This window comes from unidentified bacterial endosymbiont (assembly GCF_918797525.1).
In the GTDB taxonomy this organism is placed as follows: domain Bacteria; phylum Pseudomonadota; class Gammaproteobacteria; order Enterobacterales; family Enterobacteriaceae; genus Enterobacter.
Window position 1 is genome coordinate 3,208,491 of record NZ_OU963893.1, and the last position, 25,969, is coordinate 3,234,459.

Annotated in this window: 24 protein-coding genes and 2 pseudogenes; 16 read left to right on the forward strand and 10 right to left on the reverse strand. The window is 55.7% G+C overall.

The genetic code is table 11. From position 1 onward, the window contains the following. Window positions 1–9 precede the first annotated feature (9 nt). Entirely contained in the window at window positions 10–330 is a 321-nt protein-coding gene (clpS, locus tag NL510_RS15230; RefSeq protein ID WP_253377964.1) for an ATP-dependent Clp protease adapter ClpS, read from the reverse strand. 267 nt (window positions 331–597) lie between these two features. On the opposite strand from clpS, the gene cspD reads away from it, so the two are divergent. Continuing rightward, window positions 598–819, forward strand: coding sequence for a cold shock-like protein CspD (gene cspD, locus NL510_RS15235; RefSeq protein ID WP_006174390.1), 222 nt, complete (start codon window positions 598–600; stop codon window positions 817–819). A gap of 70 nt (window positions 820–889) precedes the next feature. Here the strand turns inward: cspD and macB are convergent, their stop codons facing one another. Beyond that, window positions 890–2,830, reverse strand: a complete 1,941-nt coding sequence (gene macB / locus NL510_RS15240) for a macrolide ABC transporter ATP-binding protein/permease MacB (protein ID WP_253377965.1) — start codon at window positions 2,828–2,830, stop codon at window positions 890–892. Beyond that, entirely contained in the window at window positions 2,827–3,942 is a 1,116-nt protein-coding gene (gene macA / locus NL510_RS15245; protein ID WP_253377966.1) for a macrolide transporter subunit MacA, read from the reverse strand. The genes macB and macA overlap by 4 nt, the downstream gene beginning before the upstream one ends. A 158-nt stretch (window positions 3,943–4,100) precedes the next feature. On the opposite strand from macA, the pseudogene NL510_RS15250 reads away from it, so the two are divergent. Continuing rightward, window positions 4,101–4,298 (forward strand): annotated as a pseudogene (locus tag NL510_RS15250) (VirK/YbjX family protein); the annotation flags it as partial. A gap of 19 nt (window positions 4,299–4,317) precedes the next feature. Here the strand turns inward: NL510_RS15250 and NL510_RS15255 are convergent. Then, window positions 4,318–5,976: an ATP-dependent endonuclease gene (locus NL510_RS15255; RefSeq protein WP_253377967.1), complete on the reverse strand. Its 1,659-nt coding sequence runs from the start codon at window positions 5,974–5,976 to the stop codon at window positions 4,318–4,320. 287 nt (window positions 5,977–6,263) lie between these two features. Between NL510_RS15255 and aqpZ the strand changes: the two genes are divergently transcribed. The 8 genes from aqpZ to NL510_RS15295 all read left to right on the forward strand — a co-directional run bounded on the left by aqpZ (window position 6,264) and on the right by NL510_RS15295 (window position 16,225). Further along, window positions 6,264–6,959, forward strand: coding sequence for an aquaporin Z (gene aqpZ / locus NL510_RS15260; protein ID WP_253377968.1), 696 nt, complete (start codon window positions 6,264–6,266; stop codon window positions 6,957–6,959). 148 nt (window positions 6,960–7,107) lie between these two features. Next, a complete protein-coding gene (locus NL510_RS15265) occupies window positions 7,108–8,007 on the forward strand; it encodes a LysO family transporter (RefSeq protein WP_253377969.1) in 900 nt (299 codons plus the stop codon). Window positions 8,008–8,151: 144 nt separating this feature from the next. Continuing rightward, a complete protein-coding gene (hcp, locus tag NL510_RS15270) occupies window positions 8,152–9,804 on the forward strand; it encodes a hydroxylamine reductase (RefSeq protein WP_253377970.1) in 1,653 nt (550 codons plus the stop codon). A gap of 10 nt (window positions 9,805–9,814) precedes the next feature. After that, on the forward strand, window positions 9,815–10,783 hold the full coding sequence (gene hcr, locus NL510_RS15275; protein WP_253377971.1) for an NADH oxidoreductase: 969 nt from the start codon (window positions 9,815–9,817) through the stop codon (window positions 10,781–10,783). A gap of 129 nt (window positions 10,784–10,912) precedes the next feature. Further along, on the forward strand, window positions 10,913–12,631 hold the full coding sequence (gene poxB / locus NL510_RS15280; protein WP_253377972.1) for a ubiquinone-dependent pyruvate dehydrogenase: 1,719 nt from the start codon (window positions 10,913–10,915) through the stop codon (window positions 12,629–12,631). Between the two features lie 38 nt (window positions 12,632–12,669). Further along, a complete protein-coding gene (gene ltaE, locus NL510_RS15285; RefSeq protein WP_253377973.1) occupies window positions 12,670–13,671 on the forward strand; it encodes a low-specificity L-threonine aldolase in 1,002 nt (333 codons plus the stop codon). 10 nt (window positions 13,672–13,681) lie between these two features. Then, window positions 13,682–15,118 carry an SDR family oxidoreductase gene (locus NL510_RS15290; RefSeq protein WP_253377974.1) on the forward strand — a complete coding sequence of 479 codons (1,437 nt, stop codon included), beginning with the start codon at window positions 13,682–13,684 and terminating at the stop codon, window positions 15,116–15,118. Window positions 15,119–15,211: 93 nt separating this feature from the next. Beyond that, window positions 15,212–16,225: a 3-beta-hydroxysteroid dehydrogenase gene (locus NL510_RS15295; RefSeq protein ID WP_253377975.1), complete on the forward strand. Its 1,014-nt coding sequence runs from the start codon at window positions 15,212–15,214 to the stop codon at window positions 16,223–16,225. Between the two features lie 56 nt (window positions 16,226–16,281). Here NL510_RS15295 and NL510_RS15300 read toward each other — a convergent pair whose 3' ends face one another. Together NL510_RS15300 and NL510_RS15305 are read right to left on the reverse strand one after the other, a co-directional pair. Continuing rightward, a complete protein-coding gene (locus tag NL510_RS15300; RefSeq protein WP_253377976.1) occupies window positions 16,282–16,905 on the reverse strand; it encodes a helix-turn-helix domain-containing protein in 624 nt (207 codons plus the stop codon). Between the two features lie 299 nt (window positions 16,906–17,204). Next, window positions 17,205–17,348, reverse strand: a pseudogene (locus tag NL510_RS15305) (heavy metal-binding domain-containing protein); the annotation flags it as partial. 110 nt (window positions 17,349–17,458) lie between these two features. Here NL510_RS15305 and NL510_RS15310 point away from each other — a divergent pair. The 6 genes from NL510_RS15310 (at window position 17,459) to artJ (ending at window position 21,986) form a co-directional block, all read left to right on the forward strand. Next, window positions 17,459–17,977 carry a lipoprotein gene (locus tag NL510_RS15310; protein WP_253377977.1) on the forward strand — a complete coding sequence of 173 codons (519 nt, stop codon included), beginning with the start codon at window positions 17,459–17,461 and terminating at the stop codon, window positions 17,975–17,977. A gap of 226 nt (window positions 17,978–18,203) precedes the next feature. Continuing rightward, complete coding sequence (gene artP, locus NL510_RS15315) at window positions 18,204–18,932, forward strand: arginine ABC transporter ATP-binding protein ArtP (protein ID WP_253377978.1); 729 nt, start codon at window positions 18,204–18,206, stop codon at window positions 18,930–18,932. A gap of 19 nt (window positions 18,933–18,951) precedes the next feature. Further along, window positions 18,952–19,683, forward strand: coding sequence for an arginine ABC transporter substrate-binding protein ArtI (artI, locus tag NL510_RS15320; RefSeq protein ID WP_253377979.1), 732 nt, complete (start codon window positions 18,952–18,954; stop codon window positions 19,681–19,683). Between the two features lie 6 nt (window positions 19,684–19,689). Next, complete coding sequence (artQ, locus tag NL510_RS15325; protein ID WP_253377980.1) at window positions 19,690–20,406, forward strand: arginine ABC transporter permease ArtQ; 717 nt, start codon at window positions 19,690–19,692, stop codon at window positions 20,404–20,406. Further along, complete coding sequence (artM, locus tag NL510_RS15330) at window positions 20,406–21,074, forward strand: arginine ABC transporter permease ArtM (RefSeq protein WP_253377981.1); 669 nt, start codon at window positions 20,406–20,408, stop codon at window positions 21,072–21,074. Before artQ ends, artM begins: the two co-directional genes overlap by 1 nt. A gap of 180 nt (window positions 21,075–21,254) precedes the next feature. After that, a complete protein-coding gene (artJ, locus tag NL510_RS15335) occupies window positions 21,255–21,986 on the forward strand; it encodes an arginine ABC transporter substrate-binding protein ArtJ (RefSeq protein ID WP_253377982.1) in 732 nt (243 codons plus the stop codon). 63 nt (window positions 21,987–22,049) lie between these two features. Here artJ and NL510_RS15340 read toward each other — a convergent pair whose 3' ends face one another. From NL510_RS15340 to NL510_RS15355, 4 genes are all read right to left on the reverse strand, one after another. Further along, a complete protein-coding gene (locus NL510_RS15340; protein ID WP_253377983.1) occupies window positions 22,050–23,519 on the reverse strand; it encodes a sensor histidine kinase in 1,470 nt (489 codons plus the stop codon). Then, window positions 23,503–24,210 carry a response regulator transcription factor gene (locus tag NL510_RS15345; protein ID WP_253377984.1) on the reverse strand — a complete coding sequence of 236 codons (708 nt, stop codon included), beginning with the start codon at window positions 24,208–24,210 and terminating at the stop codon, window positions 23,503–23,505. Before NL510_RS15345 ends, NL510_RS15340 begins: the two co-directional genes overlap by 17 nt. A gap of 71 nt (window positions 24,211–24,281) precedes the next feature. Further along, window positions 24,282–25,409, reverse strand: a complete 1,128-nt coding sequence (rlmC, locus tag NL510_RS15350) for a 23S rRNA (uracil(747)-C(5))-methyltransferase RlmC (RefSeq protein ID WP_253377986.1) — start codon at window positions 25,407–25,409, stop codon at window positions 24,282–24,284. Window positions 25,410–25,449: 40 nt separating this feature from the next. Further along, window positions 25,450–25,935: a YbjO family protein gene (locus NL510_RS15355; protein WP_253377987.1), complete on the reverse strand. Its 486-nt coding sequence runs from the start codon at window positions 25,933–25,935 to the stop codon at window positions 25,450–25,452. Between the last annotated feature and the right edge of the window lie 34 nt (window positions 25,936–25,969).

The following is a 25,969-nucleotide window of genomic DNA, read 5'->3' on the forward strand; positions in this document are numbered from 1 at the left end:
TATGCCTTTTCAGGCTTTTTCCAGCGTACACAGCAACGGATGCTCGTTCTCCCTTGCATAGTCGTTCACCATCGCCACTTTGGTCTCCGCGACTTCAGCGGTAAAAATGCCGCAAATCGCTTTGCCTCGATAGTGAACGGTAAGCATCAGTTGCGTTGCACGTTCAACATCATAAGAAAAGAACTTTTGTAGCACGTCAATAACAAATTCCATCGGCGTGTAATCATCGTTCATTAACATAACTTTATACATAGATGGCGGTTTTAGCGCGTCGCGCACTTTATCTTCCGCCTGCTGGTCAACATCCAGCCAGTCGTTGCTCTTACCCATTTTGCATAATCACTTTGAATCTACCTCAGATGTTAGATAACAATCATCTATTACTGTCATCCGCGATGTCTGTCACAAACTGTTGCAATAGCGTTAACTGCTTCAAATTTTGGTTGATTATTGTCCCAACTCCAGCGCCAAACGCTTGACGGCATGATTCGTTTATCTAAATTGTACAAGCGTGAGTTGGCGAGGTTTTGAACAGCCCCCACTCCACCACCGGTTCATTCCATCTTAATTTATAAGACTTACGAAGGATGTCGAAGCATGGAAATGGGTACTGTTAAGTGGTTCAACAACGCCAAAGGGTTTGGATTCATCTGCCCTGAAGGCGGCGGCGAAGATATCTTCGCTCACTATTCCACCATTCAGATGGATGGTTACAGGACGCTAAAAGCCGGGCAATCCGTCCGGTTCGATGTACACCAGGGGCCAAAAGGCAATCATGCCAGTCTTATCGTGCCCGTTGAAGCAGAAGCCGTTGCCTAGCGCTTTGATTCATTGTGTACACCCTGCAGACAAAATGCCAGCCCGATCGGCTGGCATTTTTATTTTCAGGCTATTCCCGCGCCAGCGCATCCACCGGATCTAATCGTGCCGCGTTGCGTGCCGGTAACCAGCCGAACAGGATGCCGGTAAACGTCGAGCACAAAAACGCGGTGAGGATCGCCACAGGCGAGAAACCAATTTCCCAGCCGGGCAAAAATAGCTGCAGAGCAAACGCAATCATCATCGACAGCGCAATCCCCATCGCGCCGCCAACCAGACACACCAGCACCGCTTCAATCAAAAACTGTTGCAGTACATCGCTGGCTCTCGCGCCAACCGCCATGCGGATACCAATCTCCCGCGTGCGTTCCGTCACAGACACCAGCATGATATTCATCACCCCAATCCCGCCGACCACCAGCGAAATGACCGCCACCAGCGTCAGGAACATCTGTAGAGTACGTGTGGTCTTTTCCGCCGTTTTCAAGAGACCGTCCATATTCCAGGTGAAGAAATCTTTCTTCCCGTGGCGCAGGGTTAACAGCCGCTCAAGCTGCTGCTCGGCCAGCGCGCTGTCATAGCCCTCTTTGACGCGCACGGTGATGGAGTTAAGCCAGGACTGGCCCATGATCCGCCCGGATATCGTGGAGTACGGCAGCCAGACGCGCAGATTCTTGCTGCTGCCAAACATCGACTGCTTTTCTTCTGCTACGCCAATAACCGTGGCGGGCATGTTACCCACCAGAATCACTTCGCCCACCACACTGGTTTTATTGGGGAACAATTGCCGGCGCGAGTTAATGTCTAACACCACAACCTGCGCCCTGCGCGCCAGCTGTTCGGCGTTGAAGGTCGCGCCTTCGCTGAAGGTCATTCCGTAGACGTTAAAATAGTCTCCGCTGACGCCATTGGCGCTGGCGGCGACGTCGATATTGCCGTAACGCAGGCGCAGATTTTGCGAAACCGAAGGCGTAGCGGAGTTTACCCACGGCTGGCGCTGGATCGCCAACAGGTCGTCGTATTTTAGCGCCTGCTGATACTGCGGTTCATCATCGCCAAAGTCTTTACCGGGATAGATATCAATGGTGTTGGTGCCAATGGCGCGGATGTCGGCCAGTACCAGCTGTTTGGCCGCATCGCCCACCACCACGATTGACACCACCGATGCAATACCGATGATGATGCCAAGCATGGTGAGCAGAGTACGCATTTTATTGGCCGCCATCGCCAGCCAGGCCATGGTCAGCGCTTCGCGAAAACCGCTATAAAACTGTCCCCATCCGGTGGCCGCAGGCAACACCTCCTTCGGTGCCACGGCTTGCCCCTGGCGCGCAGGCGGGTTGCTGACCAGTTCGCCGTCATGGATCTCAACGATGCGCTCCGCCTGGGCGGCCACCTGCGGATCGTGGGTGACGATAATCACCGTGTGCCCCTGATCGCGAAGCTGGTGCAGGATCGCCATCACCTCCTCACCGGAATGGCTGTCGAGCGCGCCGGTGGGTTCATCCGCGAGGATCACCTGCCCGCCGTTCATCAGCGCACGGGCAATACTTACGCGCTGCTGTTGACCACCGGACAACTGCGAGGGTGGGTAATCCACCCGCTCCGCCAGCCCCAGACGGGTCAATAATGCCTTTGCGCGTTCCAGACGTTTTTCGCGCTCAACCCCGGCATACACCGCAGGCACTTCAACGTTTTGCGCGGCGCTCAGGTGCGAAAGCAGGTGGTAACGCTGGAAAATAAAGCCAAAATGTTCACGACGCAGTTTCGCCAGCGCGTCGCTATCCAACGTTGAGACGTCCGTCCCGGCCACACGATAGGTTCCGCTGGTGGGTTTATCCAGGCAGCCAAGAATATTCATCAGCGTTGATTTACCGGAACCCGATGCTCCGACAATCGCCACCATTTCACCCGCTTCTACCTGCAGGGAGATCCCCTTCAGGACCTCCACCGGGCCATCGCCTGAAGGATAGCTGCGGCGGATGTCCTTTAGCTCAAGCAACGCCGTCATTGAGCGGCCCCTGGCAGGCTTTCGCTGATAACGACCTCCTCACCCTCTTCCAGCCCTTTCACCACCACCACGTCGGTGTCATTGCGCGCGCCAATCACCACTTCACGCTCGCGCGTTTCACCGTTGCGCAACACTTTGACCTTGTAGCGGCTATCGCCGGTAGCTTCACCCAGCGCAGACAAGGGAACGGTCAGCACGTTTTTTTCCCCGGTAAGCTGAATATGTACCTGAGCGGTCATATCCAGACGCAGCACGCCCTGCGGGTTAGGTACCTCAAAACGGGCATAATAGAAGATGGCATCGTTCACTTTTTCGGGCGTCGGCAGAATGTCCTTTAGCTGGCCCTCATAGCGGGTTTGCGGATCGCCAAGCACGGTAAACCAGGCGTGTTGCCCGGGCTTAAGGTGAATGATATCCGCCTCTGAAACCTGGGCTTTCACCAGCATGGTGCTCATGTCCGCGAGCGTCAGAATGTTGGGCGCCTGCTGGGCTGCAATTACCGTCTGGCCCTGCAGGGTCGTTATCTGCGTCACTTCCCCGGCCATCGGCGCCACGATTTTGGTGTAGTCCAGGTTGGTTTTTGCCGTGTCCAGGGAGGCCTGATTACGCTTGATCTGCGCATCAATGGTGCCAATCTGAGCCTGTTTCACCGCCAGCTCTGTCGAGGCCTTGTCCAGATCCTGTTTCGAGATGGCCTGCGTTTTCGCCAGCGCCTGCTGGCGCGTGAGGGTGACCTGGGCAAGATTACGTTCAGCCTGCGCCTGGGCACGCTGGGCCCGAAGCTCCATGAGCGTCGCTTCCACTTCGCGGATCTGGTTTTCCGCCTGCTCAGGATCGATAACGCCCAGCAGTTCGCCTTTTTTCACCCCGTCGCCAATGTCGACAGACAACGTTTTCAACTGGCCGCTGACCTGCGCGCCCACGTCAACTTTACGCAAGGCATCGAGTTTGCCCGTCGCCAGCACATTTTGCTGCAGTTCGCCGGGGCGGACAATCAGCGTCTGATACTGCGGCACCGGCGCATTCAGCACCTGCCATAGCCAGAATCCGCCAATCACAATCACTACCGCCAGCAGCAGAAACAGCTTTCTGCGTTTTCCCTTGAGGTTCATAAATATTCCAGTTAAATGTTCTGGCAATCATATGCGGTAATTCTAACTAAACCACACGTCAACGAAACCCCTGAATTCTGGAATTGCCCGGATTTGTTGACACGTTATTGACAAAAGCCCAACTGAAATGGCGTCTTCCTTAAGAAGCAGGATTTACCATGTCTTTCATCATCGATAGCCCCTGTTCACGCCTGCCGGAGCCGAAATCCGGCTGGCAGCTTTTCACAAGCCTGGCTTCAGGCCGCATGGCCCCGGGGCAGGCATGGCAGAACCCCGCGTATCGCCGTAAATTCCTGTTACGTTCACTGGCAATGCCCTTTTGCACCGCTCGCCTGCTGGGTCGCCTGACGCAACAAGTCATTCAGCCACCCGCAGTTAATCGGCCCTCCCGCGCGCCAGCCACAGCACGCGAGAGAACATTTTGCGCAGCAAGACTGGAATGGATTCAACGCCGCGTCTCCCCGCTTCCGACGCTACTTCGATCGCCAGATCCGGTTTTGACGAGCGGTGAATCGCTTTGGTTATCACGCGCCTGGTGTTCATCGGCACGTTCAAGGGCAGCATCGCCACGCGGTGGAAAACATCGGCAAATCCCTGGCGGTACATAAAGTGTTCCATGTCCAGCGCCGGCAGCAGGGTTAAATGATCCCGTTCTTCTTCCCGGTCCCCGTTGAGCAGACCGCGCACGGTCGCGGCATATTTTTTACCCGCGTCATCGCCATCCACCAGCACGTGCCATTCAATGCCCATCCGACGTGCGAATTTAATCAGCGGTTTTAATCCCGACTGCGCAAACTCGATGACCTTAATGCCTTCCGCATCAAAATGGTGGCCACACTGGCGCGCCAGTTCGTTGATGACCCAGGTTTCGGTCTCCCCCTCCACCAGCAGCCAGCAGCGCGCAAACAGCGACGAGGCGCGGTTAAAGCGAATATGAAACGCAATCCGGCGTCCATCTTCTGCGCTCAGGCCGCCCGGCCCCAGCCGGAAAGCCGAGACGCGGGAAGACTCGCGCACCAGGCGGCAGACATATTCCACCGGCGTTAGCGAGAGCAGCTCTCCCGAGTTAGTGGTGGTGATGCGCTGCAGCGGCAGCAAATTGAGCAGGTGCCATGCCACGGAGAGCATAATGGGATGCAGGCGGGTTTCGGGATCTTCCACCAGCAACAGCGGGCGCGCATCGCTGTCCAGGCGAACGGTGCCTTTCGCCTGCAAAAGCGTTGAGAATAACCCCAGCAGGATCACCCGCTGGTTGCGTCCACCGGGCCGGTCAATCATCCGGTTGATAATATCAAGGTAGCGCCAGCTGCGTTGTTCATCATGTGAACGGCGGCGCATCAACCGATGGCGCGACTGCGTTGTTCCCTGCTCGGCAAAGTAGTGCTCCAGCAGTTGCACCATCGCGGAGAGTCCCTGGCGGATCTGACCATCGCTCAGATTCTGCGGACGCGAAACCAGCTCCCGGGCCAGGTAATCCAGCTCGCGGGCGGTCACTTCCACCTCGGGCATTTTCGGCACGGTGCCGTTTCTGATCCGGCGCATAAAGCGCGCATCACGCAAGCGCAGGACCGGCATCAGGCGAATAAGCTGACGCGCCAGCGCGTCAATATTCATAAGGGGGATCGGGTTACCTTTCTGGTCGAGAAATTCACGCAGGGTGAGGACACTGTCATGGTCAGCCAGCTCGCCTTCCAGGCGGTAGAAAATGCGGCGAAAGCCGTCATCACATGGCACCCAGCAGGGCGACAACGGCCGGAATCGGCGCACGTGATGGCGGCCCGGCTCAGATTCGCGAAAAGTAAGGATAATATGCAGATGTTTTTCGCGCCCCGCGACGTCGCCGGGAGGGAACCAGAAATCATCATGTACGAAGTGATATAACGTCTCCTCCGGTGAAAGCAACAGCGTAAGCGCATCCAGCAAACTGGATTTACCCCACGCGTTCTCTCCGATCAACACGTTGTTCTCTTCCAACTGGAGCGACAGGCGGTTGATTCCGCGAAATCCGACAATTTCCACACGTTCGAGAAGCATACATCCCCCGACAGATGAGCACTTTTCCTTTAAGTTATCAGCAGTATAGCGGCATACGCCGGGCCACGACAGCATAACGTTCTCCCCGGTAGCGTGGACGGTGCGCGCTTTATCGCCGTTTTACCCATAAATAACATCACATGGCTTTAAATCAGATTAATCAAATTTATTTAAGTAGCGCAGGGATGTTCTTACTTTTTAAAATAATGGCTCTTTGCGTTGTCATTCTTTATGGCGATATAGCCCATACGCGGGAAAGCGTGTGGATGTTTATTATTGAGGTGGTTATGTTCAGAAAATTAGCGGCAGAATGTTTTGGTACATTCTGGCTGGTGTTTGGTGGTTGCGGTAGCGCCGTACTGGCAGCAGCATTCCCGGAATTAGGCATTGGTTTTGTCGGCGTGTCGCTGGCATTTGGTTTAACCGTATTAACCATGGCGTTTGCCGTGGGCCATATTTCCGGTGGCCATTTTAACCCGGCAGTGACATTAGGCTTATGGGCGGGCGGGCGTTTCCCGACAAAAGACATTATTGGTTATATTGTGGCCCAGGTCGTGGGGGGCATTATTGCCGCTGCGGTCCTGTACGTGATTGCCAGCGGAAAAGCGGGCTTCGACGCGGCGTCCAGCGGCTTTGCCTCTAATGGATTCGGCGAACATTCACCGGGCGGCTACTCAATGCTGTCTGCCATCGTGATTGAAATTGTGCTCACGGCGGGCTTCCTGTTGGTTATTCACGGCGCCACTGACAAACAGGCTCCGGTGGGCTTCGCGCCCATTGCCATTGGTCTGGCGCTGACCCTTATCCACCTGATCTCCATTCCGGTAACCAACACCTCCGTTAATCCGGCGCGCAGTACCGCCGTGGCTATCTTCCAGGGCGGTTGGGCGCTGCAACAGCTATGGCTGTTCTGGGTGATGCCAGTCATTGGCGGTCTGCTGGGCGGCGTGCTGTACCGCACACTGCTGGAAAAACGCCGTTAATTGTTTTCTCTCCTTGTGGGTGATACACCCCCACATCAACACGGGCCGGGTAAGCGCTACCCGGCTTTTTTTATTGTGCCTTTACCTGAGAGCCTTTATTGGGTAGTGTCTCTGGCGCTTAGCAAATACTCAAAAGGACCGGCTGTTCATGTTTTCAGGACTCCTCATCATTCTTCTGCCCCTGATCCTGGGCTACCTTATTCCGCTGCATAAAGAATCTGCGTTACGGCTCATCAACCGTTTTTTAAGCTGGATTGTCTACGTTATTCTTTTCTTTATGGGGATTAGCCTGGCATTCCTGGATAATTTGTCCGCCAATTTGCTGTCGATCCTGCATTATTCTGCCGTCACCGTGGTGGTTATTTTGCTGTGCAATATTGCCGCACTGCTCTGGCTGGAACGCACTATTCCGTGGAAAAATAAGCACCATCAGGAAAAATTACCTTCGCGTATTGCGATGGCGCTGGAATCATTAAAATTATGCGGCGTTGTGGTTCTGGGTTTTATTCTCGGGCTCAGCGGCTGGAATTTTTTACAACATGCCACCGAAGCCAGCGAATATACCTTGATCTTCCTGCTGTTCCTGATTGGCATCCAGCTTCGCAACAACGGTATGACCCTAAAACAGATTGTCCTTAACCGTCGGGGGATGATCGTCGCCGTGGTGGTGGCCGCCAGTTCGCTGGTCGCGGGCATCATCAACGCCTTTATTCTCGACCTGCCGCTGAAAACCGGCCTGGCGATGGCATCCGGGTTTGGCTGGTATTCTCTGTCCGGCATTTTGCTGACGGAATCCTTTGGGCCAGTCATTGGCAGCGCCGCATTCTTCAACGACCTGGCGCGCGAGCTGATCGCCATTATGCTGATCCCGGGCCTGGTGCGCCGCAGCCGCTCTACGGCGCTGGGTCTGTGCGGCGCCACCTCAATGGACTTTACCCTGCCGGTTTTACAGCGCTCGGGCGGCCTGGAGATGGTGCCTGCCGCCATCGTTCACGGCTTTATTCTGAGCCTGCTGGTGCCCATTCTGATGGCGCTGTTCTCTGCCTGATACCCCTCTGGCGGTAGCTCTCCTGCCGCCAAAATTGCGCTAAATCAATATCCCTCGCGTTTGTCGAAGAAAGCCCTTTTCACCTTTCTGGCTCAGGCATAATCTTAAACATGTATATTAAATATAACTTTAACAGGTGTGATTATGTTTTGTGTGCAATGTGAACAAACTATCCGTACTCCGGCAGGCAATGGCTGCTCTTATGCGCAGGGGATGTGCGGCAAAACGGCTGAAACGTCTGACCTACAGGATCTGCTGATTGCCTCCCTGCAAGGGTTGTCCGCATGGGCATTCAAAGCCCGCGAATACGGCATTATCGACCACCACGTCGACAGCTTCGCCCCGCGCGCCTTTTTCTCAACGCTGACCAACGTCAACTTTGATTCACCCCGCATCGTCGGGTATGCCCGCGAAGCCATTGCCCTGCGTGAAGCGCTGCAGGCACAGTGTCTGAAAGCCGATCCCCGCTCTCGCGTTGATAACCCCCTGTCTGAGCTGCAACTGGTGAGCGACGATTTAGGCGACCTGCAGCGTCAGGCGGCAGAATTCACCCCGAACAAAGATAAAGCGGCGATTGGCGAGAACGTACTCGGCCTGCGTCTACTGTGCCTGTACGGCCTGAAAGGCGCTGCGGCCTACATGGAGCACGCGCACGTGCTGGGTCAATACGACAACGACATTTACGCCCAGTACCATAAAATCATGGCGTGGCTGGGCACCTGGCCTGCGGATATGAATGCCCTCCTGGCCTGCTCAATGGAAATCGGCCAGATGAACTTCCGCGTGATGCGTATTCTGGATGCCGGTGAAACCCGCACTTACGGCCACCCAACGCCCACGCAGGTCAACGTGAAAGCGACCGAAGGCAAATGCATTCTGATCTCCGGCCACGACCTGAAAGACCTCTACAACCTACTGCAGCAAACCGAGGGGACCGGCGTTAACGTCTACACCCACGGCGAAATGCTCCCCGCGCATGGCTACCCTGAACTGCGTAAGTTCAAACATCTGGTGGGTAACTACGGCAGCGGCTGGCAGAACCAGCAGGTCGAATTCGCCCGTTTCCCTGGCCCCATCGTGATGACCTCTAACTGCATCATCGACCCCACCGTCGGCGCGTATGACGATCGTATCTGGACCCGCAGCATCGTCGGCTGGCCGGGCGTGAGCCACCTTGAAGGCGACGACTTTGGCCCGGTTATCGCCCAGGCGCAGCAGATGGCGGGCTTCCCGTACAGCGAAATCGAACATCTGATCACCGTCGGCTTCGGCCGCGAAACTCTGCTGGGCGCCGCCGAATCCCTGATTGACCTGGTCAGCCGTGAAAAACTGCGCCACATTTTCCTGATTGGCGGCTGTGACGGCGCACGCGGCGAGCGTAACTACTTCACCGACTTCGCCACCCGCGTACCAGAAGACTGCCTGATACTGACCCTGGCCTGCGGGAAATACCGTTTCAATAAGCTGGACTTCGGCAATATCGAAGGCCTGCCGCGCCTGGTCGATGCCGGTCAGTGTAACGATGCTTACTCAGCCATCATTCTGGCAGTCACGCTCGCGGAGAAACTGGGCTGCGGGGTGAACGACCTGCCGCTGTCGCTGGTGCTCTCCTGGTTCGAACAGAAAGCGATCGTTATCCTGCTGACCCTGCTCTCTCTGGGCGTGACCAACATCGTGACCGGCCCGACCGCACCTGGCTTCCTCACGCCGGACCTGCTGGCCGTGCTGAACGAGAAATTCGGTCTGCGTTCAGTCACGAATGTTGAAGACGATATGAAACAACTGCTGAGCGCGTAAGGAGCAATTCATGACCATGCCAACCTCACAATGTCCATGGCGGATGCAGGTTCACCACATTCATCAGGAGACGCCGGATGTGTGGACGCTGTCGCTGCTGTGCCATGACAACTACCCGTACCGTGCAGGTCAGTATGCGCTGGTCAGCATCTGCAATTCTGCGGACACCCTGCGCGCCTACACGATCTCCTCAACGCCGGGCGTGAGCGAATATATTACGCTGACTATCCGCCGCATCAAGAACGGTGCAGGCTCCCAGTGGCTGACCCGCGACGTGAAGCGCGGAGACTACATCTGGCTGTCCGACGCCCGGGGTGAGTTTACCTGTGACGACAAAACAGAGGATAAATTTCTGTTTCTGGCGGCCGGTTGCGGCGTGACCCCGGTGATGTCGATGCGTCGTTGGCTGGCAAAAAACCGCCCTCAGGCTGACGTGCGAGTGATTTTCAGCGTGCGTTCTCCGGAAGATGTGATTTTTGCCGATGAATGGCGCAACTCTCCGGTGACGCTGGTGGCGGAACACAACGCGACGCACGGTTTTGTCCCCGGACGTCTTAGCCGCGAGCTGCTGCAAAGCGTGCCGGATATGGCAAATCGTACTGTGATGACCTGCGGCCCGGCGCCGTACATGGATATCGTGGAAAAAGAAGTGAAAGCCCTGGGCGTGACCCGTTTCTTCAAAGAGCAGTTCTTCACGCCTGTGTCGAAAGCGGCAACCAGCGGGATTACGTTCACGAAGCTGCAACCGGCGCAGACCTTCTTTGGCCGCGTGGGCGCCACGCTGCTGGAAGCGCTGGAAAGCAATAAAGTGCCTGTTGTTGCAGCCTGCCGAGCTGGCGTATGCGGCTGCTGCAAGACGAAAGTGGTTTCCGGTGAGTATTCGGTCACCTGTTCCACGACGTTGACTGAGGCGGAAATCGCCGAAGGTTACGTACTGGCATGTTCGTGTCATCCGCAGGGCGATTTGGTGCTTGCATAAACGTTAAACCTCAAACGCTCCATCAAAGGCCCGGTAAGCGTCAGCGCCACCGGGCTTTTTCGTTAGCGGGCAATATGGCGACTTTCTTCTAAGCTTGTAAGCGATATCACTAAAAGGAGAAGGACCCCCATGAAACACACCGTGGCTGCATACATAGCGAAAACCCTCGAACAGGCTGGCGTAAAACGCATCTGGGGCGTGACCGGCGATTCCCTGAACGGACTCAGCGACAGTCTGAATAAGATGAAAACCATCGAATGGATGCCGACCCGCCATGAAGAGGTGGCCGCCTTCGCCGCAGGTGCCGAAGCGCAACTTACCGGGGAACTGGCCGTATGCGCCGGATCCTGCGGGCCGGGAAACCTGCATCTGATTAACGGCCTGTTCGACTGCCATCGTAACCACGTGCCAGTCGTGGCCATTGCGGCCCACATTCCCTCATCCGAAATCGGTAGCGGCTATTTTCAGGAGACGCATCCTCAGGAGCTGTTCCGTGAATGCAGCCATTACTGCGAGCTGGTCTCATCACCCGAGCAGATCCCTCAGGTGCTGGCGATTGCGATGCGCAAAGCCGTGCTCAACCGCGGCGTCTCGGTGGTGGTTATTCCCGGTGACGTAGCGCTCCAGGCCGCGCCTGAAGGCGCCAGCACCCACTGGTATTCCGCCCCTCAGCCAGTGGTCACGCCTGCTGAAGAGGAGCTTAAAAAGCTGGCGCAACTGCTGCGCTACTCCAGCAACATCGCCCTGATGTGCGGCAGCGGTTGCGCAGGCGCGCACAAAGAGCTGCTGGAATTTGCCGGCAAACTCAAATCGCCCATCGTCCACGCCCTGCGTGGCAAAGAGCATGTCGAGTATGATAACCCGTACGATGTCGGCATGACCGGACTGATCGGTTTTTCCAGCGGTTTTCACACCATGATGAATGCCGACACGCTGATTTTACTCGGCACCCAGTTCCCGTACCGGGCCTTCTACCCGTCGGATGCCAAAATCATCCAGATTGACATTAATCCCGGCAGTATCGGCGCGCACAGCAAAGTCGATATGGCGCTGGTGGGCGACATCAAATCCACCCTCGCGGCCCTGCTGCCGTTGCTGGAAGAAAAATCAGACCGCAAATTCCTCGATAAAGCGCTCAGTGATTATCGCGATGCGCGTAAAGGGCTGGATGACCTCGCCAAACCGAGCGATAAAGCCATTCACCCACAGTATCTGGCGCAACAGATTAGTCATTTTGCCACCGACGACGCTATCTTTACCTGCGATGTCGGCACGCCAACCGTCTGGGCGGCGCGTTATCTGAAGATGAACGGTAAACGCCGTCTGCTGGGCTCCTTTAACCACGGTTCAATGGCCAACGCCATGCCGCAGGCGCTGGGCGCGAAAGCCTCCGCCCCTGACCGCCAGGTGATCGCCATGTGCGGCGACGGCGGCTTCAGCATGCTGATGGGCGATTTTTTATCGGTGGTGCAGATGAAGCTGCCGCTTAAAATTGTGGTCTTTAACAACAGCGTGCTGGGCTTTGTGGCGATGGAGATGAAAGCAGGCGGCTACCTCACGGATGGCACCGGGTTGCACGATACCCACTTCGCCCGCATCGCCGAAGCGTGTGGAATTACGGGTATTCGCGTCGAGAAGGCCTCCGAGGTCGATGACGCTCTGCAGCGGGCCTTCTCTCTCGACGGGCCGGTGCTGGTGGACGTGGTGGTCGCGAAAGATGAGCTGGCGATCCCGCCGCAGATCAAACTCGAGCAGGCCAAAGGCTTTAGCCTCTATATGCTGCGCGCCATTATTAGCGGGCGCGGTGATGAGGTTGTCGAACTGGCAAAAACCAACTGGCTCAGGTAAAACATCTGGCATCGCCTTTTTAAATATAAGGACTTGCCATGATCGATTTACGCAGTGATACCGTTACCCGTCCGAGCCGCGCCATGCTTGCAGAGATGCTGGCCGCCCCGGTCGGTGACGACGTTTACGGCGATGACCCGACCGTCAACGAACTCCAGCGCTATGCCGCAGAGCTGAGCGGCAAAGAAGCCGCCCTGTTCCTGCCAACCGGTACCCAGGCAAACCTGGTGGCGCTGCTCAGCCACTGCGAGCGTGGCGAGGAGTATATCGTGGGCCAGGGAGCACATAACTACCTGTATGAGGCTGGCGGCGCCGCAGTACTCGGCAGCATTCAGCCGCAGCCGATTGACGCGGCAGCGGACGGCTCTCTGCCGCTTGATAAAGTCGCGGAGAAAATCAAAGCTGATGATATCCATTTCGCACGCACTAAGCTGCTTAGTCTGGAAAACACCCACAACGGCAAAGTGCTGCCCCGCGAGTACCTGAAAGCGGCGTGGGAATTCACCCGTGCGCGCAAGCTCGGCCTGCACGTAGATGGCGCGCGCATTTTTAACGCCATCGTCGAATACGGCTGCGAGCTGAAAGAGATTACGCAATATTGCGACTCGTTCACCCTTTGCCTATCCAAAGGTCTGGGGACACCGGTCGGTTCCCTGCTGGTCGGTAATGCGGAGTACATCAAGCGCGCCAACCGCTGGCGAAAAATGACCGGCGGCGGCATGCGTCAGGCAGGATTCCTGGCGGCTGCCGGGCTGTATGCGCTGAAAAACAATGTAACGCGCCTGAAAGACGATCACGACAACGCCGCGTGGATGGCGACACAACTGCGTGAAATCGGCGCGGATGTGATGCGCCACGACACCAACATGCTGTTCGTGCGCATGGGTGACGAGCAGGCTGCCGCGCTGGGTGCGTTTTTGAAAGCCCGCGGGATCCTGATTAACGCCTCGGGGGTAGTGCGTCTGGTGATGCATCTTGACGTCAGCCGCGAGCAGCTTGCGGAGGTGGTGAAACACTGGCAGGCATTTTTACAGCGTTAAGGAGTATAACGTGCCGCAACGCATTCTGGTGCTCGGCGCCAGCGGGTATATTGGTCAGCATCTGACTACTGCTCTCAGCCAGCAGGGGCACCGGGTGCTGGCAGCGGCACGCAACACGGAACGCCTGCAAAAACAAAACTTGCCCGGCGTGACCTGTCACAGCGTCGATCTTAACTGGCCGAGGGCGCTGTCGGCATTGCTGGAAGGGGTCGACACGCTTTACTACCTTGTGCACAGCATGGGTGAAGGCGGGGATTTTATCGCCCATGAACGTCAGGTGGCGCTGAACGTCCGCGACGCCCTGCGGCAAACGCCGGTGAAGCAGGTGATTTTTCTAAGCTCGCTACAGGCCCCCGAACACGAGCAGTCCGATCACCTGCGCGCCCGCCAGCTCACGGCAGAAACGCTACGCAGCGCTACCGTTCCGGTAACCGAACTGCGGGCCGGTATCATCGTCGGGGCCGGTTCCGCCGCCTTCGAAGTGATGCGCGACATGGTCTATAACCTGCCGGTGCTGACGCCACCGCGCTGGGTGCGCTCGCGCACCACGCCGATCGCGCTGGAAAATTTACTCCATTATCTGGTGGCCCTTCTGGACCATCCCGCAAAGCAGCATCGCGTGCTGGAAGCCGCTGGCCCTGACGTGCTGAGCTATCAGGAGCAGTTCGAGCACTTTATGCGCGTAAGTGGCCGTCGACGCTGGCTGGTCCCTATCCCCTTCCCGACCCGCTGGATCTCAGTGTGGTTTTTGAACGTCATTACCTCTGTGCCGCCGACCACCGCCAAAGCGCTGATCCAGGGGCTGAATCACGATCTGCTGGCGGACGATCGCCAGCTGCGGGCGCTGATCCCACAAACGCTGATCCGCTTTGATGACGCTGTACGTCGCACGCTTAAGGAAGAAGAGAGGCTGGTGAACTCCAGCGACTGGGGCTACGACGCGCAGGCTTTCGCCCGCTGGCGACCCGAATATGGATACTACCCGAAACAGGCAGGCTGCACGGTGAACACCGCCGCCAGCCTGGACGCGCTGTGGGAGGTGGTAAACCAGATCGGCGGTAAAGAGCGCTATTTCTTCGGCAACCTTCTCTGGCAGACGCGCGGCGCAATGGATCGGCTGGTGGGACACCGGCTGGCGAAAGGTCGTCCCGCTCATCCGTATCTGCGGGTAGGTGACACCGTCGACAGCTGGAAGGTGATTATCGTCGAGCCAAAAAAACACCTGGCGCTGCTGTTTGGCATGAAAGCGCCGGGGCTGGGGCGTCTGTGCTTTACCCTCAAGGATAAGGGCGATCATCGTGAACTGGACGTTCGCGCCTGGTGGCATCCGCACGGAATGCCCGGCCTGTTTTACTGGCTGTTGATGATCCCCGCGCATCTGTTTATCTTCCGGGGGATGGCAAAACGCATTGCGCAACGGGCAGAACAGAAGCAGGAAATTAACTAAATAAAATTCTTATTCTTGTACCTTTCCCATTGCATAGCGCCGTAATTCACGAAAGAATGCGCACGAAATTCTTTTTCAATACAGTGGATGGATATGAAGGTACTGGTTACCGGGGCGACCAGCGGCTTGGGCCGAAACGCGGTCGAGTTTCTGCGCAACAAAGGCATCAGTGTCAGGGCCACCGGTCGCAACGAGGCGATGGGTAAGCTGCTGCAAAAAATGGGCGCTGAGTTTATCCATGCAGACCTGACGGAGCTGGTTTCCTCTCAGGCCAAAGTGATGCTCGCCGGTATTGATACACTGTGGCACTGTTCCAGTTTCACCTCCCCGTGGGGCACCCAGGAAGCCTTTGACCTTGCTAACGTGCGCGCCACCCGCCGTCTGGGGGAGTGGGCCGTGGCCTGGGGCGTACGTCACTTTATTCATATCTCTTCGCCGTCGCTCTATTTCGACTATCACCACCATCGTGGCGTACGGGAAGATTTCCGACCCGCGCGTTTTGCCTGCGAATTTGCCCGCAGCAAGGCGGCCAGTGAAGGCGTTATCGACCTGCTGGCGCAGTCGAACCCGCACACCCGTTTTACGGTATTGCGTCCGCAAAGCCTGTTCGGCCCGCATGATAAAGTGTTTGTTCCGCGTCTGGCGCAGATGATGCACCACTACGGCAGCGTGCTACTGCCTCGCGGCGGCGATGCGCTGGTGGATATGACCTATTACGAAAATGCCGTTCACGCCATGTGGCTGGCGAGCCAGCCGGATAGCAACAATCTGGTGTCAGGCCGGGCCTATAACATCACGAACGGTGAACCCTGTACGCTGCGCAGTATTGTCCAGCGGCTGATCGATGAGCTGCAGATCAACTGCCGCATCCGCTCCGTACCGTATCCGATGCTGGATATGATTGCCCGCAGCATGGAGCGCTTTGGCAGTAAATCAGCCAAAGAACCCGCCCTGACCCATTACGGCGTGTCGAAGCTCAACTTTGATTTCACGCTGGATATCACACGCGCGGAGAATGAACTGGGATACCAACCGAGAGTGACCCTGGATGAAGGAATTATCCGCACGGCGGCATGGTTACGGGATCACGGGAAACTTCATCGCTAAGGTTTTTGCCGGAGGCAGCGTCTTGCCCGGTATCCATTTCTTAGTGCCGTGAGGGGTTAAAATTTTTCAGGTAAGGTAGTCAGGCTAAGCAGTCGACCTTTCTCCACCACAATATAGTGCCCTTTTTTTAACTCGGCGAGAATTTTTATAATGGTGCTGCGGGCCAGATGGGTATAAGACTGAATATAGTCGTAGATATTGATATCGCGGTGATGGTGAACAACCAGTTCATTTATCTCAAGTAAAAACTCACGCACAATAGAATAAGCGCTTCGCGAAACGAGCACATCATCGCGTTTACTGAGCAGACAGATATACCACGCCAGCACTTTGGTTAACGCTGGCCACAGGCCTTTACTGTCCATCAGCCGGTAAAATTGGTCTTTGTTTATCGTACGAACCAGCGTATTGCTTCGAACTACGCCATGCATATGGGAGGAGTGATAATTAATCGCGGCGAGGCCAAAAATACATTGTCCTTGCAGGTGGAACATACATAAATCATCTGAAGCACGGCGAAAATCAACTTCACCGCTGACAATAATATGAATAACGTCGGCATCCGTTGTGGATATCCGTTGCCATTTCCGTAACGTTTTTTCTTCATGGCCTGCAGTGGCCGCCACAATGGCCTCTATTTCAGCCTGCGGTCGCGTACTCTTACCGTAAGTGCTTAACATTTTATATCCGATTAAGGTGTATGAATGAAAGCGATACGTAAGAAAGGTCAACCCGGATAAGAACTTCGTAAGGAGTTAAGACAAAATGAACCAACCGAGGGCTATCTTTTTAATTTCATTCATGCAGTAGATCAATCACTCAATATTAATTCACGGTAGCTATAAATCAATTAACTTAAAGTGAATTGATAATGTACTAAAATTTGATTGCTCTTAAAAAAGTTACCCCAACAGGCGTCAACCCTGCCGTATTTCGCTAACAGTGCCTCGGCAACGGCCAGGGTTTGGACATCCGCGCCCAGCGCCTTTTCATATGAGCCAGAGCGCCCACCAAGGATATTGCGGATCCCGGCGAAGGAGCCCCCCAGAATGACTTCCCCCGTCACCACACCGCAATACTCCGTAATGGGATGCCCTTCCAGGGGCGGGGTTGTTGAAAATTGCCTGGCTTATCTCCCTCTTTAGCGTTCAATGCGTTAGGCCGTAACTTCGACTGCATTCTCGGTCCGTTAGGCTATGATTGAATGATCAGTTAACAAATAAGGAAATCAACATGCGCTACTCTGCTTTAACGCTTTTAGTGCCCTGTGCGCTGGTGCTCAGCGCCTGTACCACCCCGGTCACGCCGGCCTTTAAGGATATCGGCACCCGTAGCGGCCCCTGTATCGACGGTGGCCCGGATACCGTGGCGCAGCAGTTCTTTGATTATCGTATTCAGCACCGTAACAATGACCTGACCGGCCTGCGTCCTTATTTCAGTGACGGGCTGGCAAAACTGCTGAATGATGCTTCACGCTCCCCACAGCATAACGCCCTGCTTAAATCCGATCCGTTCTCCAGCCGCTCGACGCTTGCGGACAGCGCTAAAGTGGCCAGCGCGTCGACCATTCCCAACACCGATGCGCGAAACATTCCGCTACGTGTGAAAATGACTCAGGGCAGCCAGACCTGGCAGGATGAAGTGCTGATGATCCGTGAAGGTCAGTGCTGGGCGATAGACGATGTTCGCTACCTCGGCGGCAGCGTTGATGCCCCGGCAGGCACCCTGCGCCAGTCGATTGAGAACCGCTAATCCATCCCTTATAAACCGCTAACCCCCGTAAAATGTGCGGCATTTCTGATGGAATGCCGACATTTATACTCGCCGCCCTGCCCCTTCGCTATTTTGTGCTATGTTTAGAGAAGATCACGAGTTATATTTAACTTTTAACGCAGAAATATTGCATAACTATTCTGTCAACGGTACTATCTGCGGCCTCAATTGCTATCAATTGCCTGGATGAGTAAAGACTGCCCCGATGAGTATTAAACTAAATGGCATTAACTGCTTCTACGGCGCACACCAGGCGCTGTTTGACATCACGCTGAACTGCCCGGAGGGCGAAACGCTGGTTTTGCTTGGCCCAAGCGGCGCAGGTAAAAGCTCCCTTCTGCGTGTTCTTAATCTGCTTGAAATGCCCCGTTCAGGTACGCTGGCGATCGCCGGCAACCATTTCGATTTCGCGAACCCCCCTTCTGATAAAGCGATTCGCGGACTGCGTCAAAACGTGGGCATGGTCTTCCAGCAATATAATCTCTGGCCGCACCTGACGGTCGTACAGAACCTGATTGAAGCGCCGTGCCGGGTGCTCGGTTTAAGCAAGGAGCAGGCGATGGCACGTGCGGAAAAACTGCTGGAACGTCTGCGCCTTAAGCCTTATAGCGATCGCTTTCCTTTGCATTTGTCCGGGGGTCAGCAGCAGCGGGTGGCAATTGCCCGTGCGCTGATGATGGAGCCTGCGGTGCTGCTGTTTGATGAACCCACGGCCGCGCTGGATCCGGAAATTACTGCCCAGATCGTGAGTATTATTCGTGAGCTGGCGGAAACCAACATCACTCAGGTCATCGTCACCCACGAAGTGGAAGTGGCGCGCAAAACCGCCAGCCGGGTGGTGTACATGGAAAACGGGTATATTGTTGAGCAAGGTGACGCCAGCTGCTTCACCCATCCGCAAACCGATGCCTTTAAAAATTACTTATCTCACTGATGTGTTAGGGAAAATGATAATGAAAAAAGTATTGCTTGCCGCGCTGCTTGCTAGCGTCTGCTTTTCCGCTACCGCAGCCCAGACCATTCGTTTCGCAACCGAAGCGTCTTATCCTCCGTTTGAATCCATTGACGAAAACAACAAAATTGTTGGCTTCGACGTGGATCTGGCTAACGCCCTGTGTAAAGAGATCGACGCGACCTGTACCTTCACCAATCAGTCGTTTGACAGCCTGATCCCAAGCCTGAAGTTCCGCCGTATCGACGCCGTCATGGCAGGTATGGACATCACACCTGAGCGTGAAAAACAGGTGCTGTTCACCACGCCGTACTATGACAACTCCGCCCTGTTTATTGGTCAGAAAGGGAAATTCACCGCCATTGATCAGTTGAAAGGCAAGAAGGTGGGCGTGCAGAACGGCACGACGCACCAGAAATTCATTATGGATAAGCACCCGGAAATCACTACCGTTCCGTATGACAGCTACCAGAATGCGAAGCTGGATCTGCAAAACGGACGTATCGATAGCGTATTCGGAGATACCGCCGTAGTGACCGAGTGGCTGAAAGCGAACGACAAACTGGCCCCGGTGGGCGATAAGGTGACCGATAAAGCGTACTTCGGCACGGGCCTTGGCATCGCTGTGCGTCAGGGCAATACCGAGCTGCAGCAGAAATTTAACGCGGCGCTGGAAAAAGTGAAGAAAGACGGCACCTACGAAACCATCTACCAAAAATGGTTCCAGAAGTAACTTCAGATGAATGAAATTTTTCCTTTAGCAAGCGCCGCCGGGATGACCGTCGGCCTTGCCGTCTGCGCCCTGATTATCGGCCTCGTGCTGGCGATGTTCTTTGCGGTGTGGGAATCAGCGAAATGGTTCCCTGTCGCCTGGACGGGTTCAGCGCTGGTGACCGTGCTGCGTGGGTTGCCCGAAATTCTGGTGGTCCTGTTTGTCTATTTCGGTTCTTCACAGCTGCTGCTCATGCTGTCGGACGGCTTTACGCTTAATCTCGGCGTTGTGCAGATCCCGGTGCAGTTGCAAATTGAGAATTTTAACGTCAGCCCGTTCCTGTGCGGGGTGATTGCGCTCTCCTTGCTCTATGCCGCTTATGCGTCGCAAACCCTGCGCGGCGCGCTGAAAGCCGTGCCTCAGGGGCAGTGGGAATCCGGCCAGGCGTTAGGCTTGTCAAAAGCGGCGATCTTCTTTCGCCTGGTGATGCCGCAGATGTGGCGCCATGCTCTGCCGGGGCTGGGTAACCAGTGGCTGGTGCTGCTGAAAGATACCGCGCTGGTTAGCCTGATTAGCGTTAATGATTTGATGCTGCAAACCAAAAGTATCGCCACCCGTACCCAGGAGCCGTTTACCTGGTACATTGTGGCGGCATCTATCTACCTGGTGATCACGTTGCTGAGTCAGTATATCCTCAAGCGCATTGACCTGCGTGCGACGCGTTTTGAACGGAGACCAGGCTGATGCTGGAATATTTACCCGAGCTAATGAAAGGGCTGCATACCAGCCTGACGCTAACCGTTGCGTCCATCATCGTGGCGCTGATTTTGGCGCTGATCTTCACCATCGTCCTGACCTTAAAAACGCCGGTGCTGGTATGGATAGTGCGTGCTTACATCACCCTCTTTACCGGTACGCCGCTGTTGGTGCAGATCTTCCTGATTTACTACGGCCCGGGCCAGTTCCCGTCGCTGCAGGCGTATCCGGTTATCTGGCACTTGCTCTCTGAGCCGTGGCTGTGCGCACTGATTGCGCTTTCCCTCAACAGTGCGGCCTATACCACTCAACTGTTTTACGGCGCTATCCGCGCGATACCGGAAGGTCAATGGCAGTCCTGCGGCGCGCTGGGGATGAGCAAGAAAGATACGCTGGCGATTTTGCTCCCTTACGCCTTTAAGCGCGCGCTGTCCTCTTATTCCAACGAGGTGGTGCTGGTATTCAAGAGCACTTCTCTGGCCTATACCATCACCCTGATGGAAGTGATGGGCCACGGACAATTACTCTATGGACGCACCTATGACGTAATGGTGTTTGGTGCGGCAGGTCTGGTTTATTTAGTGGTGAACGGTCTGTTGACGCTGATGATGCGCTTGATTGAACGTAAAGCGCTGGCGTTTGAGCGCAGAAATTAACCCCAGATGTGCATAAGATGGTTTGCAGAAAGCGGGCAACATGATGTGTTTCCCGCTTTTTTTTAAGCATAAAAACAATACTTAGTCATTTTTATTGCATATAAATTCAATCACTGGCATTGTACCTTCATGCCGCAGACACAGCGCATAATGACAAGATTGACAGACGGGAGTTTTACAATGAAGAAGATCGTTCTGACCGCATTACTGGCAACGTTCGCCGCTGGCGCATCCGCTGCAGACAAAATCAGTTTCGGCGTTTCCGCCACCTATCCGCCGTTTGAATCGCTGGATGCCAGCAACCAGATCGTGGGTTTTGATATCGATCTTGCGAAAGCCCTGTGCGCGCAGATGCAGGCCAACTGCACGTTCACTAACCACGCATTTGACAGCCTGATCCCGTCGCTGAAATTTAAAAAATACGATGCGGTGATCTCCGGTATGGATATCACGCCGGAGCGGAGCAAGCAGGTCTCCTTCACCGACCCGTATTACGCCAACTCCGCCGTGGTGATTGCAAAAAAAGGGGCCTACACCGCCTTTGACCAGTTGAAAGGTAAACGCATTGGCATGGAAAACGGCACAACGCATCAGAAATACCTGCAGGACAAACATCCTGAAGTGAAAACCGTCGCCTATGACAGCTACCAGAACGCGATTATCGACCTCAAAAACGGCCGTATCGATGGCGTATTTGGCGACACTGCCGTGGTCAACGAATGGCTGAAAACCAACCCACAGCTGGGTACGGCAACGGAAAAAGTGACCGATCCGCAGTACTTCGGGACGGGCCTCGGTATCGCGGTGCGTCCGGATAACAAAGCCCTGCTGGAAAAACTCAACGTCGCCCTGAAGGCGATTAAAGCCGACGGTACGTATCAGAAAATCAGCGAGCAGTGGTTCCCGCAGTAAACTCTTTTGCCGGGTGGCCTGGCCTACGGGGGTGGTCTGTAGGCCGGGCCACCCGGCAATGTCTTATAAAGGCACGAAGAACCGGAAACGCGCGCCGCGCACCGAATCCATTAGCCTGATCCCGCCGCCATGCAGTTCAAGCATCCGTTTAACAATCAACAGCCCCAGCCCTCCACGGTTCTCCCGCGACGCCTGCGTATTCAATGTCGAAGGCCGCTGGAATAAAAAGTCCTGTAGCGCCGCATCAACGCCGGTGCCACTGTCCTGGACTTCCACCTGCAGCTTTTGATCCTCTTGCCACACCGCCAGGCGGATCTCCCCCCCGGCAGGCGTATGGCGCATCGCGTTATCCAGCAGATTGGTCACCACGCGCTCTATCATGGAGACATCGGCATTCACCAGCGGCAGCGGCCCCGGGAGATCAATATGCAGGTTCAGCTCGCGCGTGCGGGCCGTTAGTTCAAACTTCTGCGCCACGTCGGAAATCAGCTCGCCCATCGCAAAGCGTTCCCGCTGCGGCTTAATGCCGCCGTGCTCCAGCCGCGCCAGTTCAAATAGCTGCTGAGACAGATGGCGCACCTTTTGCCCCTGGCGCAGCGCGGTGGCGAGATATTGCTGATGCTCCTGCGGCGTGAGCGTGGCGGATTTGAGCGACAGCGTTTCCAGATAGCCCAGCAACGAGGTCAGCGGGGTACGTAAATCATGGGAGATGTTGGCAATAAACTCCCGGCGCTGGCGATCGCTGTCGGCCAGTTGATCCCACTGGGAGGTGATTTTGCGTGCCAGCTCGATAAAGGTATTACGCAGCAGGGCCACTTCATCATTGCCCGCCGGCTCCAGGGAGAGTGTCGCCAGCCGTTTGATGGCGGTGATACTGTCCTGCTCAAGCCCGGCAACTTCATCGGTTAACTGCTTCACGGGCCGCGTAACCCAATACCACACCAGTCCCCCCGCCAGCAGGCCAAACAGCGCGACCCACAGCAATGACCACAGTACGGTGCTCCAGAGCGCTTTATGCCAGGCCATTTCCGCCAGCGCATTAGACTCTTCGCCCTGCAAAATGATGTAGAGATACCCTTTCAGTTCACCGTCCTGGCGCAGCGGCGTGGCGCTAAATACTTTTTGATTCTGGCTGCGCGGATCGTCACCCAGCACCGGCATTACCGCCCCGCTGAGGAAAGTGTGCACCGGAACAAGATCAATGTTTTGCCGCTGAATGTGGCCCGGCGGGGCAGCATCCGCCATAATGTCGCCGTCAGGGGAGATAACGTACAACTCCACGCTCGGATTAAAGGTCATTAGCCGGTCAAACAGGGGCTTTAACGCGCTACGGTTTACCTGGCCCTGCGCATCCAGAATAGGTTCACGCTGAACGATCTGTTGCGCCAGCCCGCCGGACAGCCGCTGGACCATCGCGTTACCGTACTGCTTGCTGTTGTAAAGCTGCACCGCGCAGGCGACGGTGGCGCAGAGCAGCAGCAGCAGAATAAACAGCACAGTCAGCCGCTGGCTGAGGCTAAAGCGCCGCATCATGGTTCAGCTCCGCAAATTTATAGCCTTTACCCCAGACGGTACGAATGATCTCCGGCTCGGCGGCATCTTTTTCAATTTTGATGCGCAAACGGTTGATGTGGGTGTTGACGGTGTGTTCATAGCCTTCGTGCTGATAGCCCCAGACTTGCTCCAGCAGCGCCAGACGCGAAAAAACGTCGCCGGGATGACGGGCAAAAAAGTACAGCAGTTCAAATTCACGCGGCGTGAGATCGACAAGCTGGCCGTTCAGGCGCACCGTGCGGGCCAGCGGGTCGATTGTCAGCCCATGCGCCTGAATATGGCCCGAAGTCTGCGCCTGCCCCATCGCCTGCTGGCGACGGAATAGCGCCTTGATACGCGCAATCAACTCCTGTACCGAGAAGGGTTTTGCCAGGTAATCATCGGCGCCGGTTTCCAGCCCGGTGATGCGATCGGTTTCGCTACTGCGGGCGCTGATGATGATAACCGGCAGGTAGCGGGTCATCTGGCGGATCCGCCGGCAAATCTCCAGGCCATCAACGTTGGGGAGCATTAAATCGAGGATCACCGCGTCCCACGGCTGGGTTTCCAGGCGTTGTAAGGCCCCGCTCCCGTCCGGCTCGTGGGTTATTGCGTAACCTTCGTCTTCAAGGTTCAGACGCAGGAGCGCGGCGATATCATTATCATCTTCAACCAGCAGGATCTGCTTCATCGTAAGCCTTCATTCAATTCTAATGGCTTAAGCTTACCTGATTTTGCAGGGCGCAAGAGTTCACATTTTGTTTAAGATTTGACGAGCAACGTCAGCACTTCATAGTGCGCAGTATGGGGAAACATATCGAAAAGCTGTACGCGTTCGATACGATAGCCCGGCAGGTTGGCAATGTCTTTTGCCATGGTCTGCGCGTTGCAACTGGAGTAAATGATGGTGTCCGGGGCCATCTGGCTCAGGTAGTCGCACAGGGCTTTACCCACTCCGCGTCGCGGTGGGTTAACCAGCACCAGCTCCGGCACCTCTCCCTGCCCGGTGGCGAACTGAGTAGAGTCCAGCGCCTGGAAGCGCAGATTGGTTAACCCCAGTTCGGCGGCGGACTGCTTCGCGCAGATAATCGCCTCCGGGGAGATCTCAATGCCGGTCAATTGCATTTCAGGCGTGGCACAGTGCAAGCCAAAACCGCCCACGCCGCAGAACAGATCCCACATATGATGAATGTTTAACGCGCGAACCCACTCCCGTGCCGTGGCGTACAGCGCTCTCGCCACCGCCGGGTTAGTCTGGAAGAAGCTCTGGGGGCGGATCCACAGCGGCACGCCGTTGAAGCGCTCCGCCAGGGCATGTTGTTCGGTGAAGAAAATCTCTTTCTCCCCTTCCATTATAGCCATGTGCACTGGCTGAATGTTGGCGGTAATCACCTTCAGTTGTGGGAGCTGCGCCTGCAGCCACGGCAGCGCGGCGCGCAGTTGCGCCAGCTTAGCTTCCGAGCGCAGCACAAAACGCAGCATCATTCCGCCGTCAGCCTGGCTTTCCGTCAGCAGGAAATATTTCAGTTCACCGCGCTTACGGGCCACGTTATAGGGCGTTAAACCCGCGCGGGCAATAAAGGGCCTGAGGGTGGCAAAGATCGGCGCAAAGGAGGCGGGATAAAGCGGGCAGCCGGTTAAATCTTCCGGCGTACCGTCGCGATGCAATATGCCAGGCAGCGGTTTTTCAACGCTGCCGCTGACCACCATTTTCGCTTTATTGCGAAAGCCCTGTTCCGGGCCGCTAACGGGTGCGCACCACTCGGCCACGGCATGCTCAGCCAGCAGGTGTTGCAGGTCGGTCATTTTGGCGGTGAGTTGTTGGGAGACCGGCTGTTCTATCCACTGACAGGAGCGGCAGCGACCGGCGTCATAGAGTGCGCACTGCATATGAAAACCTTAATAATAACGAGGGCTGCGATTATACACATTATTGCAGCTGGAAGAACCGCCGACTGGAAGCAGGGATAAACAGCAGGCAGAGCAGCAGCAAATCCGGGAGTTTTTGCATAAACAGCGCATGCAGAATTTCACGTCTGGAGCCACCCGCAATGCTGAATAATTCGGGATAGCCGTAACCCAACGACGCCGCCCACAAATAACCTGCGGCGATAATTTGCGTCAGCAAATAGACCCAGCGCGCCCAGTTGCGCCCTTTTACCAGAGAGAACGCACAAGAGATCTCGATGAATACCAGTAGCAGGCTGCTCATAAAGACCAGCGTTAAATTCCACGTCTGCACGCTACGGTGAATGAACTCACCCATGCCGCGCGGCCCCAGGGTATGCAGAATCATCAGCACATCCAGACAGCGGATCATAATAATCGCCAGCGCCGCCACCTGCACCAGCGCAGGAACGTTCAGACGGGCGTGTGAATGACGTGATTTATTTAGGGATCCCAATGTCTTACTCACTGAAAATCAGTGCCGCGTCATGCGCGGCACAACA